Annotated in this window: 11 protein-coding genes; 4 read left to right on the top strand and 7 right to left on the bottom strand. The window is 60.2% G+C overall.

All coding sequences use genetic code 11. The annotated features are described in order from the left end of the window. Window positions 1-242 precede the first annotated feature (242 nt). From J3P90_RS13915 to J3P90_RS13885, 7 genes are all read right to left on the bottom strand, one after another. Window positions 243-1,913 carry a response regulator gene (locus J3P90_RS13915; protein WP_434611306.1) on the bottom strand — a complete coding sequence of 557 codons (1,671 nt, stop codon included), beginning with the start codon at window positions 1,911-1,913 and terminating at the stop codon, window positions 243-245. Further along, window positions 1,910-3,412 carry an ATPase domain-containing protein gene (locus tag J3P90_RS13910; RefSeq protein ID WP_434674894.1) on the bottom strand — a complete coding sequence of 501 codons (1,503 nt, stop codon included), beginning with the start codon at window positions 3,410-3,412 and terminating at the stop codon, window positions 1,910-1,912. Before J3P90_RS13910 ends, J3P90_RS13915 begins: the two co-directional genes overlap by 4 nt. Window positions 3,413-3,564: 152 nt before the next feature. After that, window positions 3,565-4,620, bottom strand: a complete 1,056-nt coding sequence (locus J3P90_RS13905; RefSeq protein WP_434674893.1) for a tetratricopeptide repeat protein — start codon at window positions 4,618-4,620, stop codon at window positions 3,565-3,567. A gap of 213 nt (window positions 4,621-4,833) precedes the next feature. Then, on the bottom strand, window positions 4,834-6,258 hold the full coding sequence (locus tag J3P90_RS13900; RefSeq protein WP_420766873.1) for an efflux transporter outer membrane subunit: 1,425 nt from the start codon (window positions 6,256-6,258) through the stop codon (window positions 4,834-4,836). Next, window positions 6,255-9,434: an efflux RND transporter permease subunit gene (locus tag J3P90_RS13895; RefSeq protein ID WP_420766874.1), complete on the bottom strand. Its 3,180-nt coding sequence runs from the start codon at window positions 9,432-9,434 to the stop codon at window positions 6,255-6,257. The genes J3P90_RS13900 and J3P90_RS13895 overlap by 4 nt, the downstream gene beginning before the upstream one ends. 15 nt (window positions 9,435-9,449) lie before the next feature. Then, window positions 9,450-10,703: a multidrug efflux RND transporter periplasmic adaptor subunit MexE gene (mexE, locus tag J3P90_RS13890; protein WP_420766875.1), complete on the bottom strand. Its 1,254-nt coding sequence runs from the start codon at window positions 10,701-10,703 to the stop codon at window positions 9,450-9,452. A 211-nt stretch (window positions 10,704-10,914) separates the two neighbouring features. After that, a complete protein-coding gene (locus J3P90_RS13885; protein WP_434651121.1) occupies window positions 10,915-11,667 on the bottom strand; it encodes a substrate-binding periplasmic protein in 753 nt (250 codons plus the stop codon). A 477-nt stretch (window positions 11,668-12,144) separates the two neighbouring features. On the opposite strand from J3P90_RS13885, the gene tssB reads away from it, so the two are divergent. From tssB to tssL, 4 genes are read left to right on the top strand one after another with little or no spacing between them, the layout of a single operon-like run. Continuing rightward, entirely contained in the window at window positions 12,145-12,648 is a 504-nt protein-coding gene (gene tssB, locus J3P90_RS13880; RefSeq protein ID WP_434674892.1) for a type VI secretion system contractile sheath small subunit, read from the top strand. 35 nt (window positions 12,649-12,683) lie between these two features. Next, window positions 12,684-14,219, top strand: a complete 1,536-nt coding sequence (tssC, locus tag J3P90_RS13875; RefSeq protein ID WP_434628511.1) for a type VI secretion system contractile sheath large subunit — start codon at window positions 12,684-12,686, stop codon at window positions 14,217-14,219. A 23-nt stretch (window positions 14,220-14,242) separates the two neighbouring features. After that, the gene (gene tssK / locus J3P90_RS13870) at window positions 14,243-15,598 is read left to right on the top strand and encodes a type VI secretion system baseplate subunit TssK (protein ID WP_434611317.1); all 1,356 of its coding nucleotides are present in this window, start codon (window positions 14,243-14,245) and stop codon (window positions 15,596-15,598) included. Continuing rightward, window positions 15,595-16,263 (top strand): type VI secretion system protein TssL, short form, encoded by a 669-nt coding sequence (gene tssL / locus J3P90_RS13865; protein WP_434674891.1) that lies wholly within the window; start codon window positions 15,595-15,597, stop codon window positions 16,261-16,263. The genes tssK and tssL overlap by 4 nt, the downstream gene beginning before the upstream one ends. Window positions 16,264-16,266: the final 3 nt, after the last annotated feature.

The following is a 16,266-nucleotide window of genomic DNA, read 5'->3' as shown; positions in this document are numbered from 1 at the left end:
TTCTGCGGTTGACTGGGGTATACGGCTGATTGGGTACATATCCGTTTCTGTGGTAATTGCTGCTGGAGGTTCCGCCCTTACGGCGGCTTACTTTTTTTCAGACGCCAAAAAAAGCAAGCAAAAAAGGCTTCGCCCCACCACTCGGCACCTCGCCGAGGCTCGGTGTGCCCTCACGCAGGCCAGCGTGGTTAACGGGGCGTTAAGATCAAGATCAAGATCAAAATCAAAAGCGGTGCCACGCCTCAAACCTTGATCATCTCCCGCACCTTCGCCGTCAACAAATCAAAGGTAAACGGCTTGGTGATCATTTGCATGCCCGGGTCAAGAAAACCACCGCGCACCGCCGCGTGTTCAGCGTAGCCAGTGATGAACAATACCTTGAGGTCAGGGCGGATCTGGCGGCCTATTTCGGCCAGTTGTCTTCCGTTCATGCCGGGGAGCCCCACGTCGCTGATCAGCAGGTCGATGCGCTGGTTCGATTGCAGGATCGGCACCGCGCCGTTGGCGTCGCCGGCCTCGACGAAGGCGTAGCCCAATTCGCTGAGCACCGCGCTGACCAGGACCCGCACCGCTGGGTCGTCTTCAACGATCAATACGGTTTCGCCATCTTGCGCATAAGGCGCCTGTGGGACGACGACTTGCGGTTCGTGCATTTCTTCGCCGATGAAGCGCGGCAGGTAGAGATTCACGGTGGTGCCGTTGCCGACCTCGCTGTTGATGGTCACGTGTCCGCGTGACTGCTTGCTGAACCCATAGATCATCGAAAGCCCAAGGCCCGTGCCCTGGCCGATGGGCTTGGTGGTGAAGAAGGGGTCGAACGCGCGATGCATCACCGCTTCGGGCATGCCGCAACCGGTGTCCTGAACGCTCAACACCACATAGTCGCCGGGCTCGAGGTTGCTGTAGGCATCGGTAAAACCGGTGTCCAGGTATTTATTGAAGGTCTGTACCACCAGCTTGCCGCCGCCGGGCATGGCATCGCGGGCGTTGAGGACCAGGTTGAGCAGGGCGCTCTCCAGTTGGTTGGGGTCGGCTTCGGCGATCCATAGGTGTTCGTCGAGGCGCATTTCCAGGGCGATGCTTTCGTTGAGGCTGCGCTGAAGCAGTTCGCCCATTGACAGCACCAGGGTATTCATCTGCACGGCCTTGGAATCCAGCGACTGGCGGCGGGAGAAGGCCAGCAGCCGGTGGGTCAGGCCCGCGGCGCGATTAGCCGAGGTCACGCCCAGGTCGATCAGGCTGTCGAGATCTTCGGTGCGACCTCGCGCCAGGCGTCGACGCAGCAGTTCGAGGCTGCCGATGATGCCGGTGAGCATGTTGTTGAAGTCGTGGGCGATGCCGCCGGTGAGCTGGCCGACCGCCTCCATTTTCTGCGATTGGCGCAGGGCTTCCTCGTTGTGACGCAGTTGGGCGGTACGCTCCTCGACTTGCTGTTCCAGCGTTTCCAAGGTGTTCTGTAGGCGTTGTTCGCTGGTGCTCAGGTCGATCAGGCGGTCCCGGGCTTCGTATTGCCTTCGGCGGCCGCGCAGGGCGGTGGTCACCAGGCTGACGAGCGTCACCGGGTGGAACGGCCGCTCCAGGAAGGTCACATTGCCCAGTTGTGTGCCGATACGTGCGACTGGGTTGTGCTCCGGCCCCCCGTGGTGCGTCAGCAGGACGATGGGCAGGTCGGACCATGCCGGTTGCTGCTCGATGTATTGGAGCAGGTTCTCCAGGTCGGGCCCTACCAGCGCTTCCGAGGAAATCACCAGCAGGCCCGCCCCGTGTTCCAACTCTTCACACAAATGACCCAGATGACTGCATACAAGGCCATTAAAGCCGGCCTCGTTGAGAATCATCAGGGCAATCTGGCTGTCCCGTCCCAGGGGCGCGAGAATCAGCGCCCGCTCGGACAGTGGCTCGCCCGACGTCACTGGGGATCATCCTCAAGCAACGGGTGTCCCGCTCCCATATAGGTTGGCACTCCGCGCAATACGCCTTGGAACGCTTCCAGCGGTTCACCGATGGTCATGCCCTGCTTGTTGATGCGGTATTCGCGGATGGTGGATTCATGGCTGCCGGTGCGTTTCTTGATGATGGAAATGGCCCGGCGAACCTTGCCCAGCGCCTCGAAATAACGCAATAAGATGACGGTGTCGGCCAGGTAGGTGATGTCCACCGGCGCTTGCATGTCCCCCACCAGGCCGTGTTGGGCGACGGTCATGAACGTCGCCGCGCCTTTGCGGTTGAGGTAGAGCAACAGCTCGTGCATGTGCAGAACCAAGGCGTTTTCTTCCGGCATGGCGGCCTGATAGCCATTGATGCTGTCGATGACCACGGTCTTGATGTCGCCTTCATTGACGCAACGGCGTACCCGGTGGGAAAACTCGCCGGGCGAAAGCTCGGCCGCATCGACCTGTTCGATCAGCAGATTGCCGGTATTTTGCAGTTCCAGCAGGTCGATGCCGATGTGCTTCATGCGCTCGAACAGCAGCCCCAGCTCTTCATCGAAAATGAACAGTGCGGCTTTTTCGCCGCGATGCACCGCTGCCGCCGCGAAAATCAAGGAAATCAAGGATTTGCCGGTACCCGCCGGGCCAAGAATCAGCGTGCTAGAGCCGGTCTCGATGCCGCCCCCCAGCAGGGCGTCCATTTCCTTGATGCCACTGGACAGTTGCTGGCGCACGTACTGGCCACGGTGTTCGGCGGCCACCAGGCGAGGGAATACATGCACGCCATCGCCCATGATGGTGAAGTCGTGGTAGCCGCCACGGTATTTCTGCCCACGGTACTTGACCACCCGTAGCCGACGCCGCTCGGCACCGTAGCTGGGGGTCAGTTCTTCAAGGCGGATAACGCCGTGGGCGACACTGTGTACGGTCTTGTCCAGGGACTCGGTGGTCAGGTCATCCAAGAGCACTACCGTAGCGTCGTAGCGCACGAAGTAGTGCTTGATCGCCAGGATCTGCCGGCGATAGCGCAGGGAACTCTGCGCCAGGAGGCGGATCTCCGAGAGACTGTCCAGCACGACGCGGGTCGGCTTGACGCGCTCGACCACTTCGAAGATCTGCCGGGTCGCTTCGCCCAGCTCCAGGTCCGAGGAATACAGCAGGCTTTGCTGGTGCTCGGCATTGAGCAGGCTCTCGGGCGGGGTCAATTCGAAGATATGGATGTTTTCATCCAGGGTCCAGCCATGGGAGGCTGCGCCCTGGCGCAGTTCACGCTCGGTTTCCGATAGCGTGATGTACAACAAGCGCTCGCCGGCCTTTGCGCCGGCTAGCAGGAAGTGCAACGCGACCGTGGTTTTGCCAGTGCCCGGTTCTCCCTCCAGGAGGAACACATGGCCTCGGGACAAACCACCGGAAAGGACGTCGTCCAGCCCTTCGATACCGGTGGCGGCTTTTGCGCTGATCAACTCGTTAGATGTAATCAAAAATAACCCTCTCATGACTAGGGAAGTAGGCAGCTGGCGGGTTAGCGCCTGAAATGAACTGCCTGAACACTTGACCTTCGGCAGTCATGGCGGTTCCGCTTCCTTTGACAAAACGCGTACTGTTGCACAACTTTCGGTATACGCCTATTGCCCTATAAACCTTGTTGTATTGCCGGGTCGTCGGGGTTCAGTTGTTCCAGCTGGGCCAACAGCACCTGGACATGCTGCAACTGACCGGTCTCCTTCCAATAGTTGATCAGCAACACCCGGGCGTTGCGGTCGGCGGGGTAGCGCTGGACGATTTCCTGCAACTGTTTCTGCGCCGCTTCCACTTCCTGCTCTTCATGCAGCGTAGTCGCCAGATCAAAACGGTATTGCCGGTTATCAGGCTCCAATTCCACCGCTTTCGCCAAGCCTAGCACCGCGTATTCACTCTGGCCGTGCTGCAACAGCCACATGCCCAGCGCATGTTGCAGATAAGCCGATGCCGGCTGCGCTTGCAACTGCCGAGCGAGCAACTGGCGGGCGGCTTCTCCCTGGCCTTGTTTATCCAGCACATCGACCTGCATGACCAGCGCCGGCAGGTTGTCGGGTTGCAGGCGCAGAAGATGCTCCAATGCCTGTTGGGCTTTTTCCAGTTCGGCGTCATGCCTGTACAGCCGGGCAAGCTGAAAGAGGGATTCGGGGGAGGGTGGGCTGTCGTTCAACGACTGCTTCCAGGTATCGACGGCGATCTGCATCGCACCGAAATACAGCCCAAGTTCATCGGGTGACAGCCCCAGCAATGCATTTACGGCGGCGAACCGGACATCCGGGTCGTTTTCATCCAGGAGCGGGCCGAGCAGCAGGCTGCGCTGGGCATTCGGCACCAGCCCGACGATGCTGCCGATCGCCGCGCGGCGGACCTGCGGCGATTCGCTGTGTAAATCCGCCTGCGCCAGTTTCAACGCTTGGGGGCTTGGATAGTTGGGCAGTTCGCCGTGCAGCCATACCCGGCGCTTGGGAGAGAGGTCCGGACGTCCCAGTTGCTGGTACAGCATCCGCGCCGCTCCTGGCTGTCCGTTGCGGGCGCTTTCCAACGCTTCGCTGTAACCACGCTTGATGGCCTCGGGAATCTGCGGTGTGGCATTGCGCAGCCATATCGCGACGAGACCGATTGCCAAGACAACCGCAAGCGTGAACAGCAGGTAGCGGCGAGACGAAGACATGCAGGTAATCCATAACCAGGAGCGTGAAATGCCGCAAGCTTCGGTCAGGTCCGCGTTTGAGTCAAACCTGTAATCGCGGTGAGGGACCTGCGGGTGCGAGCCTGCTCCCACAATGGATTCTGACATCCATAAAAAAGCCCCGCGTCCGAATGAGGCGCGGGGCAAACAATTGGTTGGTTGCGGCCAACCAAAGGAGCTCGGTTGGGAAGGGTGTCAGTTGCTGGCGACGGTTTCCGGTTGCCAGCCGCCGCCCAGGGCCTTGTAGATCGCGACAATGCCGCGATACAGGTCCACTTCGGCTTGGGCCTGACTGTCTTCGGCCGCCAGGCGTTCACGTTGGGCGTCGAGTAGCACGAGGAAGTCCTCGGTGCCTTCGCGATAACGGATCTCGGCCAGGTCGGCGGCCGCGCGGCTCGATTCGCTCTGGCGGATCAGCGAGATGAGGCGCTGTTGGCGTTTGCCGTAATCACTGAAGGCGTTTTCCGATTCTTCCAGGGCCAGCAGCACTTGTTGTTCATAGTTCGCCAGTGCTCCGTCGGCGTCGGCGCTGGCGCCGCGTAAGCGAGCCCGCACGCTGCCCAGGTCAAAAGCGGCCCAGGTAATGCTCGGGCCCAGCGCCCAGGCGTTGGCGGCCGAGGAGCCGATCTGCGAACCACGTCCGGCGGTAAACCCGAGGAAACCGCTCAGACTGACCCTAGGGAACAGGTCGGCCTTGGCCACGCCGATGCGCGCCGTGGCGGCTGCCAGTTGACGCTCCGCGCTGAGGATATCGGGACGGCGTTGCAACAATTGGCCCGGATCGCCAATCGGCAGGGCCTTGGCAATGGCTGGCAGCTGTTTAGGACTCAAGTCCACGCTCAGCTTGTCCGGGCGCTCGCCCAGCAATGTTGCGATGCGGTTGCGCTGACGCGCCTGTTCGGCCTGCAGTTGCGGCACGCTGGCTTCCACCGCGGCCAAGCGGGCGTCGGCACGCACCACGTCGAGCTGATCGCCGACGCCGGCATCACGCAGGCTTTCGGTGATCTTGCGGGACGCCTGCTGGTTCTCCAGGTTGGCCAGGGCGATTTTCTCCCGAAGCTGCGCGCCACGCAGTTGGCCGTAGGCGTCCACCAGCTCGGCGATTATGGTCACCTGCAGTTGGTAGAGATCGGCTTCGACGGCCTGCTGGTCGGCATCGGTCGCTTCCAGGTTGCGCTGGATGCGTCCGAACAGGTCCAACTCCCAGGCCATGTCCAGGCCCAGGTCATAACGCTCGGAGTTGACCCGATCGTCCGTCTGCCCCATCGGGTTCTGGCCTTTGCCCAGTTCGCTGCTGGCGCGGCTGGTGATGGTCGGCATGGCGTCATTGCTGGCGTCGTCGCGAATCGCCCGGGCAGCCCGCAGGCGGGCGAAGGCCACGCGCAATTCCCGGTTGCCTTCCAGAGAACGCGTCACCAGCGAGTTGAGGGTCGGATCGTCGAACTGCTGCCACCAGACGCCTTCGAAGCGGGCGCGGTCGAAGTTCTTCTGGCCGGCGGCGCCGTCGGTGGCGGTGGTGATATTCGCCGCCTCCGTTTGCGGTGCCTTGTAGTCCGGGCCTACGGCGCAGGCACTCAGTGCAAGCACCAGCAGGCTCGGCAGGAACGCTTTCAAACTCATTGTTGCGCCTCCAGTTTCAGGGCCCGGGCCGCTTTGCGGGCCTCGCTGCGCTCGACGAAATTACGGATCAGTACGTAGAACACCGGGGTGAGCAGCAGGCCGAAGAAGGTCACGCCGAGCATGCCCGAGAACACCGCCACACCCATGGCGTGACGCATTTCCGCACCGGCGCCGCTGGAGAACACCAAGGGAACCACGCCCATGATGAAGGCGAAGGAGGTCATCAGGATCGGCCGCAGACGCAGGCGGCACGCTTCGAGGACCGCCGCCAGCGGGCTCATGCCTTCGAGCTGTTTATCCTTGGCGAACTCGACGATCAGAATCGCGTTCTTACAGGCAAGTCCTACCAATACGATCAAGCCAATCTGGGTGAAGATGTTGTTGTCGCCACCGGACAGAATTACCCCGGTAATTGCCGACAGCAGCGTCATCGGTACGATCAGGATTACCGCCAATGGCAGGCTCCAACTTTCGTATTGCGCGGCGAGCACCAGGAACGCCAGCAATACGCAGAGCGGGAACACGAACAGCGCAGTGTTGCCCGAGAGGATCTGCTGGTACGTCAGGTCGGTCCACTCGTAGGTCATGCCATTGGGCAGTTCGTCATTGAGCAGTTTCTCGATGGCTTTCTCGGCCTGGCCGGAGCTGTAGCCAGGGGCGGCGGCGCCGTTGATTTCAGCGGTGATGAAGCCGTTGTAGTGCATCACGCGGTCAGGCCCCGAGGTGTCGCTGACCTTGATGAAGGTCGCCAGCGGGATCATCTCGCCACGGTTGTTGCGCACCTTCAGTTGGCCGATCTGGTCCGATTCGAGACGGAACTGCTGCTCGGCCTGGACATTGACCTGGTAGGTGCGGCCGAAACGGTTGAAGTCGTTGGCATACAGCGAACCCAGGTAGATCTGGAGGGTGTCGAAGATGTCGCTGACGGCCACGCCATGGGTCTTGGCTTTTTCACGGTCGATGGCGGCATCGACCTGGGGTACGTTCACGGTGTAGCTAGTGAACAATCCGGCCAGTTCCGGCACGTTGTGGCTCTTGGCGATGATGTTCATGGTTTCTTTGTACAGCTCGTCGTAGCCCAGGTTGCCCCGGTCTTCGATTTGCAGGCGGAAACCACCGATCGTGCCCAGGCCTTGCACCGGCGGCGGCGGGAAGATCGCCATGTAGGCTTCCTGGATTTCCGAGTACTGGCCGTTCAAGGCACCGGCGATGGCGCCGGCCGACATGCTCGGGTCCTTGCGCTCGTCGAAAGGCTTGAGGGTCACGAACACGATGCCGGCGTTCGGGCTGTTGGTGAAGCCGTTGATCGACAGGCCAGGGAAGGCCACGGCGCTTTCCACGCCAGGCTGCTTGAGGGCCAGGTCGGACATGCGCTTGATCACATCTTCGGTGCGGTCCAGGCTCGCGGCGTCCGGCAGTTGGGCGAAGGCCACCAGGTATTGCTTGTCCTGGCCAGGCACGAAACCGGTCGGCGTGTTGGAGAAGCCGAAGAAGGTCAACACCATCAAGCCTGCGTAGACGATCAGGGCAATCCCGCTGCTGCGGATCACCCGAGCGACAGTACCCACGTAGCCATGGCTGGCACGTTCGAAGAAGCGGTTGAACGGACGGAACAGCCAGCCACCGAAGACCCGGTCCAGGAATCTGGAGAAACGGTCCTTGGGTGCGTCATGCCCCTTGAGCAAAACTGCGGCCAGGGCCGGCGACAGGGTCAACGAGTTGATCGCCGAGATCACCGTGGAGATCGCAATGGTCAGGGCGAACTGCTTATAGAACTGACCGGTCAGGCCGCTGATGAATGCCGCAGGAACGAAGACCGCGCAGAGCACCAGGGCGGTGGCGATGATCGGGCCGGTCACTTCGCCCATGGCGCGCTTTGTCGCCTCCACGGGGGTGAGGCCCAGTTCGATGTTCCGCTCGACGTTCTCCACCACCACGATGGCGTCGTCCACCACGATACCGATGGCCAACACCAGGCCGAACAGCGAAAGGGCGTTGAGGGAGAATCCGAACAGGTGCATGACCGCGAAGGTACCGATCAGCGAAACCGGTACGGCCACCAATGGGATGATCGAGGCGCGCCAGGTCTGTAGGAACAGGATGACCACCAGCACCACGAGGATCAGCGCTTCGAACAGGGTATGCACCACCGCTTCGATGGAGCCACGGACGAAGATCGTCGGGTCATAGACAATGCTGTAGTCCATGCCGGCCGGGAAGCCTTTCTTCAGCTCGTCCATTTTCTCCCGCACATCGTTGGAGATCTGGATGGCATTGGAGCCAGGACGCTGGAAGATCGGGATTGCCACCGCCGGCTGATTGTCCAGCAGCGAGCGCAGGGCGTATTGGCTGGAGCCCAGCTCCACCCGAGCGATGTCCTTCAGGCGAGTGATTTCACCGTTGGCGCCGGAACGAATGATGATGTTCTCGAATTCTTCCTCATTGACCAGGCGGCCTTGGGTATTGATCGAGAGCTGGAAGGCCTGGGCATTCGGTGCCGGCGGCGCACCCAGGGCACCGGCAGCGACCTGGCGGTTCTGCTCACGAATCGCGGTCACCACGTCGGTGGCGGTCAGGTTGCGCGAAGCGGTCTTGTTCGGGTCCAGCCAGACCCGCAGGGAATAGTCACCCATGCCGAACAGCTGCACATCACCCACGCCACCCAGGCGCGCCAACTCGTCCTTGATGTTGAGCAAGGCGTAGTTGGACAGGTAGAGCATGTCGTAGCGTTTGTCCGGCGAGGTCAAGTGCACGACCATCGTCAGGTCGGGCGACGCCTTGTCCACCGTGATGCCGATGCGGGTCACTTCCTCCGGCAGCTTGGGCTCGGTGCGGGTGACACGGTTCTGCACCTGCACCTGCGCGTTATCCAGGTCGGTGCCCAGAGCGAAGGTGATGGTCAGGGTGATCTTGCCGTCGGCGGTGGATTGCGAGGACATGTACAGCATGTTCTCGACGCCGGTGATGGCTTGTTCCAGGGGCGCGGCGACGGTTTCGCCGATGACCTTGGGGTTGGCGCCCGGGAAGTTGGCGCGCACCACTACGGTAGGCGGCACGACTTCCGGATATTCGCTGATCGGCAGTTGGAACAGCGAGATAGCGCCGGCGATCAGAATCAGCAGCGAGAGCACCGCTGCGAAGATCGGCCGTGAAATGAAGAACTGGGAAAATTTCATCTTGAGTTCAGTCCCTTAACCGCGTGGGGACGCAGAGGCCAGTTTGCCTGCCGCTCCGGACGCTGCCTTGGAGGGCGCGACCTGGGGCAGATTGCTGGCTTCGAGCGCTTTGCGTTGTTGTGCCAGGGCGGCGAGGGTCTGCTCGCTGGCCATCGGCACGGTTTCAGGCGTAACCGGCGAACCCGGACGGGCCCGTTGCAGCCCCTTGACGATAATGGTGTCGTCCTTGCTCAGGCCGTTGCGCACGATGCGCAGGCCTTCGATCTTTGGCCCCAGCTCGACAGCGCGGTAGGCCGGCTTGTTCTCGCCATCCATCACCAGGACGAATTTCTTGCCCAGGTCGGTGCCTACGGCTTCGTCGTTGATCAGCACGGCGGAATAGGTGCCGCTGCCCACCAGCTTCAGTCGGGCATAAAGGCCTGGCGTGAAGGCGCCGTCTTTATTGTCGAACACCGCGCGACCACGGATCGTGCCGGTCTGTGGGTTGACCTGGTTGTCGACGAAGTTCATCTGGCCCAGGTGCGGATTGCCGTCTTCGTTGGACAGGCCCATGTAGACCGGCGTGGCTTGGCCGCGCTGGCCTTGGCGGGCAAGTTGGGTGTACTTGAGGAACACACGCTCGTCGGCGTCGAAGTAGGCGTAGACCTTGTCGGTGGACACCACACTGGTCAACGGCGTGACGTCGGCGGTCACCAGGTTGCCGGCGGTGATTTCCGCCCGGCTGACACGACCGTTGATGGGCGAGGTAACCCGGGTGAAGCTGAGGTTCAGCTTGGCCAGGTCCAGCTGCGCTTGAATACCTGCCACGGCGGCGCGGGCTTCCTGTGCAGCGGTCGTACGCGAATCCGCCAGTTCAGCGGAAATCGCATTGCTCAGACGCAGGCGTTCGCCACGTTGGGCCTCGTTCTCGCTGCGGGTCGCGGTGGCGCGGGCCTGGGCCAGTTGCGCTTCGAGACGACGCACTTCCGCCTGGAAGGGGCGGGGGTCGATCTGGAACAACAGGTCGCCTTTCTTGACCAGGGCGCCTTCGGTGAAAGCAACTTGATCGATCTGCCCCGAAACCCGCGGGCGAATCTCGACGGTTTCCGGCGCTTCGAGGCGCCCGGTGAATTCATCCCATTCGTTGACGGGCTGCTCCAGCACCTTGGCCACGCTGACTTTGGCCGCCGGCATCGAAGCTGCCGTATCGGGAGTCTTACCGCAAGCGCTGATCACCAGCACCGCCAACAGTGCGAGGGGAAAGCGCAATTTAGAAAGTGAATGTTCCATGGATAGCATCCGCCAAGTGTATTGAGATGGGCGGATGATGCGTGTCGAGGCGCAGAGGAACGAATCGAATGAAACAAAGGTAACTATCATCCGGAATGATATAAGTCATCGACGAGGCCTCTATCGCGGGGCTTTCGTTAGTTGGCTATCAATCCAGTTGATATCCCTTCAGGTGGTTCGCAAGACTGATGCCATCGCCTGCTCGGCGATGTCACGGGACATAAAGATCATGGATACGCTTGATCGCCCCTTCATTGCGCAACGCTTCCACCGCGCCGCGCAAATCCTCGACGAGTTTCGCCGAGCATTGCCTGGAGCACGCGAGATAGAGGTCGGCACTGCTGCCCACTGAACTCATGAGCAGCTTGCGCTTGGAAACTTTTGGCCAGATATATCGGCTTTCGGGCACGCCGTTGAACCAGGCATCGATGCGCCCCATCAGGAGCATTTGGGCAGGGTTGTCGCCGATGGCCAACGGGTAGATCTGGTCGTCCCGGAAGCCCTCGGTGCGCAGGATTTCCTCTTGCGCGCTACCCAGGCCGACGCCCACCTTGCGAAAGGTTTCTTTCGCTTGGGCAAAGCTGCCGACCTTATGATCGAGGCTGAAGAACGCGCGCTCCATGGGCATGATCGACGAGATCCAGGTGAAGCGGGTTTCTCGCCCCGGAATGCGCGACAGCGGCGCTATCAAGAAGTCATGCTCCTCACTGACGTGCTTTTGCGCCCTGGCCCAGGGAAGCACATGGATCTTTACCGCATACCCGGCGCGGGTGATCGCCTTCACGGCGACATCGCCGACAATGCCGTGGCCCCTGGGGTCGTTGAGCAGTGTCAACGGGGGCGCGTCGAGGATGTGCAGTTCAATGACCCGGGGCTCGCCGCACGCGCTATCGACAGCCAGGAGCAGGCAGAGCAGCGACAATACGCTGGTACGGTCATTCAATACGCGGGTGATCCGGCTCATGATCGTTACTTCAGGCATTGAAAGGCGCGCCATTCTATTGAGGGAGGCGGCGCGCAAATAGCCTCCTGCTGTCCAAAGCAAGCAGCACCCGACCGAGGGCACGACATTATTATTGGCTACACGTCGGCCTGTCCCTTGGCCTGACGACGTGTACCTGAAGGTATAGATCATCCGGAAGACAAAAGCCTTGAACTTCGCATGGCGGCAACCGCTCCCAAGATAGACGCCGCGAAACCCGGCTTGAAAATGGGTTTGCGTCATTCCTCGTTTGTAAGCCTCTCCCTCGCGTCTCGGGTGTCAACCGCGCACCGACGTCGGCAACGCTTCGTTGTAAACCGTATCTGTAGGCCATTTTCCGACAGCTTGTGAGTCCATTCTCTTTCGTAGAAATGGCCTGGGTTTAGACCTGTCCGGCTCTGCGCCGCTTCGCTATGTTTGTACAGCGAACACTTAACATCCGGTTTGAGAGGAATAGGCATGGCTTCATACAGTTTCCAGAATGAAGTACCCAAGAGCAGGATCAATATCAAACTTGATCTGCACACTGGCGGCGCGCAAAAGAAAGTTGAGTTGCCACTCAAATTGATGGTGATGGGAGATTACAGCAACGGCAGCGAACAGCGCCCTTTATCCGTCAGAGACAAGATCAATATCAACAAGCACAACGTCGATCATGTCCTGGCCGAGTTTTCGCCAACTTTGACGATCGCTGCGCATAATACATTGGCGGACAACGGGGAGGATATTTCAATCGAACTGCAGTTTCATCGCATGAAAGACTTTGAGCCGGAACAAGTAGCCAGGCAGATCCCTCAATTACGGGCGCTGCTGGCCATGCGCAATCTTCTACGCGACTTGAAGTCGAACCTGCTTGATAACATGGCCTTCCGTCTAGAATTGGAGCGCATCCTCCAGGATGATGCGCTCAGCAATGAACTGCGGGACGAATTGGCGGCCTTGGCGCCAAAAGACATTCGCTAATCAAATACGGGCGGCAGCCCAAAGAGTAAATTCATATGTCTACTGAAAGTAATAACGTGCAATCGCGCGGCGCTACAGTATTGGCTGAAGATAAGGGAGTTTATGCAGCCCTGTTCAGTAAGATCAATTTGAATCCCATCGCAGAGTTGGGAAGCATCGAAACTTTCCAGCATGCCGAGGCGCTGTCCGAGGCCTCGGTTGACGAGCGCGTCACTGCCGCTGTCAGTGTGTTCTTGAAGTTGCTCAAGGAATCGCCGCACAGAGTGGAACGATTGGACAAAGTGCTGCTGGATGAGCATATAGCGTTGCTCGACATGCAAATCAGTCGTCAACTTGATGCGGTCATGCATCACGCCGAATTCCAAAGGATCGAATCAACCTGGCGCGGCGTAAAGTCCCTGGTCGACCAGACCGATTTTCGACAGAACGTGCGAATAGAACTGCTGGATATCAGCAAGGATGATCTGGTACGAGACTTCGAAGACGCCCCCGAAATCGCCCAGAGCGGGCTGTACCTGCATACCTATACCCGTGAATACGACACGCCGGGCGGAGAGCCGATCGCGGCAGCGATCTCCAACTACGAGTTCGATCGTAGCCCGCAGGACATCGCCTTGCTGCGTAATATCTCGAAAGTCGCCGCGGCAGCCCATATGCCTTTCATCGGTTCGGTGGGGCCGGCATTTTTCGGCAAGCGATCCATGGAGGAAGTGGCTGCCATCAAGGACATCGGCAACTATTTCGATCGCGCCGAATACATCAAGTGGAAGGCGTTTCGCGACAGTGACGATGCGCGATACATCGGCCTGACCATGCCGAGGGTCCTGGGTCGCCTGCCCTATGGCCCGGATACCGTGCCAGTGCGCAGCTTCAATTACATCGAGAGCGTCAAGGGCCCCGATCACGACAGGTATTTGTGGACCAACGCATCCTTTGCCTTTGCCGCCAACATGGTCAAGAGCTTCATCGCCAATGGATGGTGCGTGCAGATCCGTGGGCCTCAATCGGGCGGCGCAGTCACCGACCTGCCGATCCACTTGTATGACCTGGGCACTGGCAACCAGGTGAAGATTCCTTCAGAGGTGATGATCCCGGAAACCCGCGAATTTGAATTCGCCAATCTCGGTTTCATTCCCTTGTCATATTACAAGAACCGCGACTACGCCTGTTTCTTCTCCGCCAGCTCGGCTCAGAAACCTGCGTTGTACGACACCGCGGATGCTACCGCCAACAGCCGGATCAACGCACGGCTGCCCTATATCTTCCTGCTCTCGCGCATTGCCCATTACTTGAAGTTGATCCAACGCGAAAACATCGGCACCACCAAGGATCGTCGTTTGCTGGAGCTGGAACTCAACAAGTGGATCGGCGGACTTGTCACCGAAATGACCGATCCGGGCGATGACCTGCAGGCTTCGCACCCTCTTCGTGACGCAAAGGTGACGGTGGAGGACATCGAGGACAACCCCGGTTTCTTCCGGGTCAAGTTGTACGCAGTGCCGCACTTTCAGGTCGAGGGCATGGACGTCAACTTATCCCTGGTCTCGCAAATGCCCAAGGCGAAAGCCTGACTCGCTTTCAAGGAAATGACGCCATGAAAATAGATCGTCCCTTATGGACGTCCGGCACCCTGTTGTCTGCGCAACAGTTTCAACAACAGGCGCGCTGGGAAGCGTGGGCCAACGAGCAACGCGCCGGCTTGGCCTTGGCGCATCCCTGGGGCGTGACGGCCGTCGAGTTCGATACCGACGCATTGGGCCTTGGTAAGCTCAAGGCAACCCGGCTAAGCGTGTGCATGCCCGACGGTACCCTGCTCGACAGCGAACGGGTGGATCGTCTTCCGCCTGGGCTGGAGTTGTCGCGGTTATTGACCGACGACACCCGGGAGGCGCTCGTGCTGCTGGCCCTGCCCCTGGAACAGGCCAACGGAAACAATTGCCTGATGGAGGAGGGCCGCGCCGATCGGCCCACCCGTTACCGTCAAGACTGGCGTAGCGTGCAGGATCTCTATGCGCAGGAAGTGCAGTCGATCGCCGTGCTGGAGCACAACCTGTCGCTGCGCCTGGACAAGGACGACAACGGTGATTACCTGGTCTGTCCCATCGCGCGCCTGATCCGTGAAGGGCATGGCAAGTGGCGTCTCGATCCGGCCTACGTACCGCCATTGCTCAGTTTCGCCGCGCACCCGGGTCTGTTGCTCCAGCTGGACAACCTATTGACGCAGCTGTCGGCCAAGCGGCAGCGCCTGATGGGCATGCGCCGGGAGAGCAATCAACGCATGGCTGACTTCGCTGTAGCCGATGTGTCGTTGTTCTGGTTGCTCAACGCCTTGAACACCTACGAGCCGGTGCTGGCTGATATCAAGTCCTATCCCCAGCGACATCCCGAGCAGGTCTATCTGGAGCTCGCCAAGCTGGCCGGGGGGCTGCTGACGTTTTCGCTGGAACACGATATCGACAGGATTCCAGCCTATCGGCATGAGCAACTGGAGACGGTGTTTGCACCGCTGATGCGTTGTATCGCAACGTTGCTTGAAGCCAGCCTGCCTTCGCGCGTCATAGCACTGGTCCTGGAGAACACGAGCGCCAATCGCTGGCAGGTAACGCTCAACGATGCCCGGCTACGTGAACCTGACGGCGCTGATTTCTACCTCTCGGTGCGCTGCCAGTTACCGGCGGCACAGTTGCAGGAGCAATTTCCTCGCTTGTGCAAGGTCGGCGCGCCGGCCGATGTCGACAACCTGATCAATGCGGCGCTCGACGGCGTCCCCCTGAAGCCCCTCAGCCATGTGCCCGCGGCCATCGCGCTGCGCCTGGAAAACCAGTACTTCGCCCTCGATCTCGGTCACGCCAAGGGCCAGGCCATGCTGGCCGCCGGGGCTTTTGCTTGCTACGTGCCCAGCACTTTGTCGCAAGTCCAACTTGAACTGTTTGCGGTGTTACGCACATGACGCTGAACTTCACGAAACAAACCCACGCAATGGCGAAGCATATCGACGCCTTGCTGCAGGACAGTTATTTGCTGGTGGTCGAGTTACGCCATGGTACTTCGGTACACGACACCCATGCGCTGCAGCAGCTTTGCCTGGAACAGGTCGAGCAGGTTCGACGGCAGCTCGAACAGCTCGCGGTGGAACCGCGCAGCATCGAACACATCAGTCATGCCCAATGTGCGCTGCTCGACGAAGCCATCCTCGTCTGCACGAAGGGCCCGATACGAGCCGAATGGAGCCGCGAACCCCTACAGGCCAAGCTGTTCAACCGGCACCAGGCCGGTGAGTTCCTCTACGAGGAAATGCGCCTGGTATTGCGCGAACCATCACCGGATCCACGGGTGCTTGTCGTGTTCCATCGGGTACTCATGCTGGGTTTCGGAGGCCGCTACACGGACCCTGACGACCCTGAGCGCGAGCAAGTGCTTGCCGCCCTCGACGCTCAGGTCCCGCCTTTGAATATCAGCCAGAACCTTGCTACGCGAAAGGGCGGTCGCCTGGGTCGGCATCAATCCCCATGGTTCCATGGAATAGCGGTGGCGCTGCTGCATGCCGGTGCCTGGTGGACAATGGATCACTGGCTGGCCGGCGTGGTTGTTTCCCTCATGCCCGGCCAGGCATGAGGG

This window comes from Pseudomonas sp. D3-10, from assembly GCF_051132175.1.
Lineage (GTDB): Bacteria > Pseudomonadota > Gammaproteobacteria > Pseudomonadales > Pseudomonadaceae > Aquipseudomonas.
This window is presented reverse-complemented; position numbering and strand designations above follow the sequence as displayed.

Bases quoted from the DNA above. Each gene is read 5' to 3' on its own strand.
- J3P90_RS13905 (WP_434674893.1), bottom strand. From the start codon at position 4,620: ATGTCTTCGTCTCGCCGCTACCTGCTGTTCACGCTTGCGGTTGTCTTG.
- J3P90_RS13900 (WP_420766873.1), bottom strand. From the start codon at position 6,258: ATGAGTTTGAAAGCGTTCCTGCCGAGCCTGCTGGTGCTTGCACTGAGT.
- J3P90_RS13895 (WP_420766874.1), bottom strand. From the start codon at position 9,434: ATGAAATTTTCCCAGTTCTTCATTTCACGGCCGATCTTCGCAGCGGTG.
- mexE (WP_420766875.1), bottom strand. From the start codon at position 10,703: ATGGAACATTCACTTTCTAAATTGCGCTTTCCCCTCGCACTGTTGGCG.
- J3P90_RS13885 (WP_434651121.1), bottom strand. From the start codon at position 11,667: ATGAGCCGGATCACCCGCGTATTGAATGACCGTACCAGCGTATTGTCG.
- tssB (WP_434674892.1), top strand. From the start codon at position 12,145: ATGGCTTCATACAGTTTCCAGAATGAAGTACCCAAGAGCAGGATCAAT.
- tssC (WP_434628511.1), top strand. From the start codon at position 12,684: ATGTCTACTGAAAGTAATAACGTGCAATCGCGCGGCGCTACAGTATTG.
- tssK (WP_434611317.1), top strand. From the start codon at position 14,243: ATGAAAATAGATCGTCCCTTATGGACGTCCGGCACCCTGTTGTCTGCG.
- tssL (WP_434674891.1), top strand. From the start codon at position 15,595: ATGACGCTGAACTTCACGAAACAAACCCACGCAATGGCGAAGCATATC.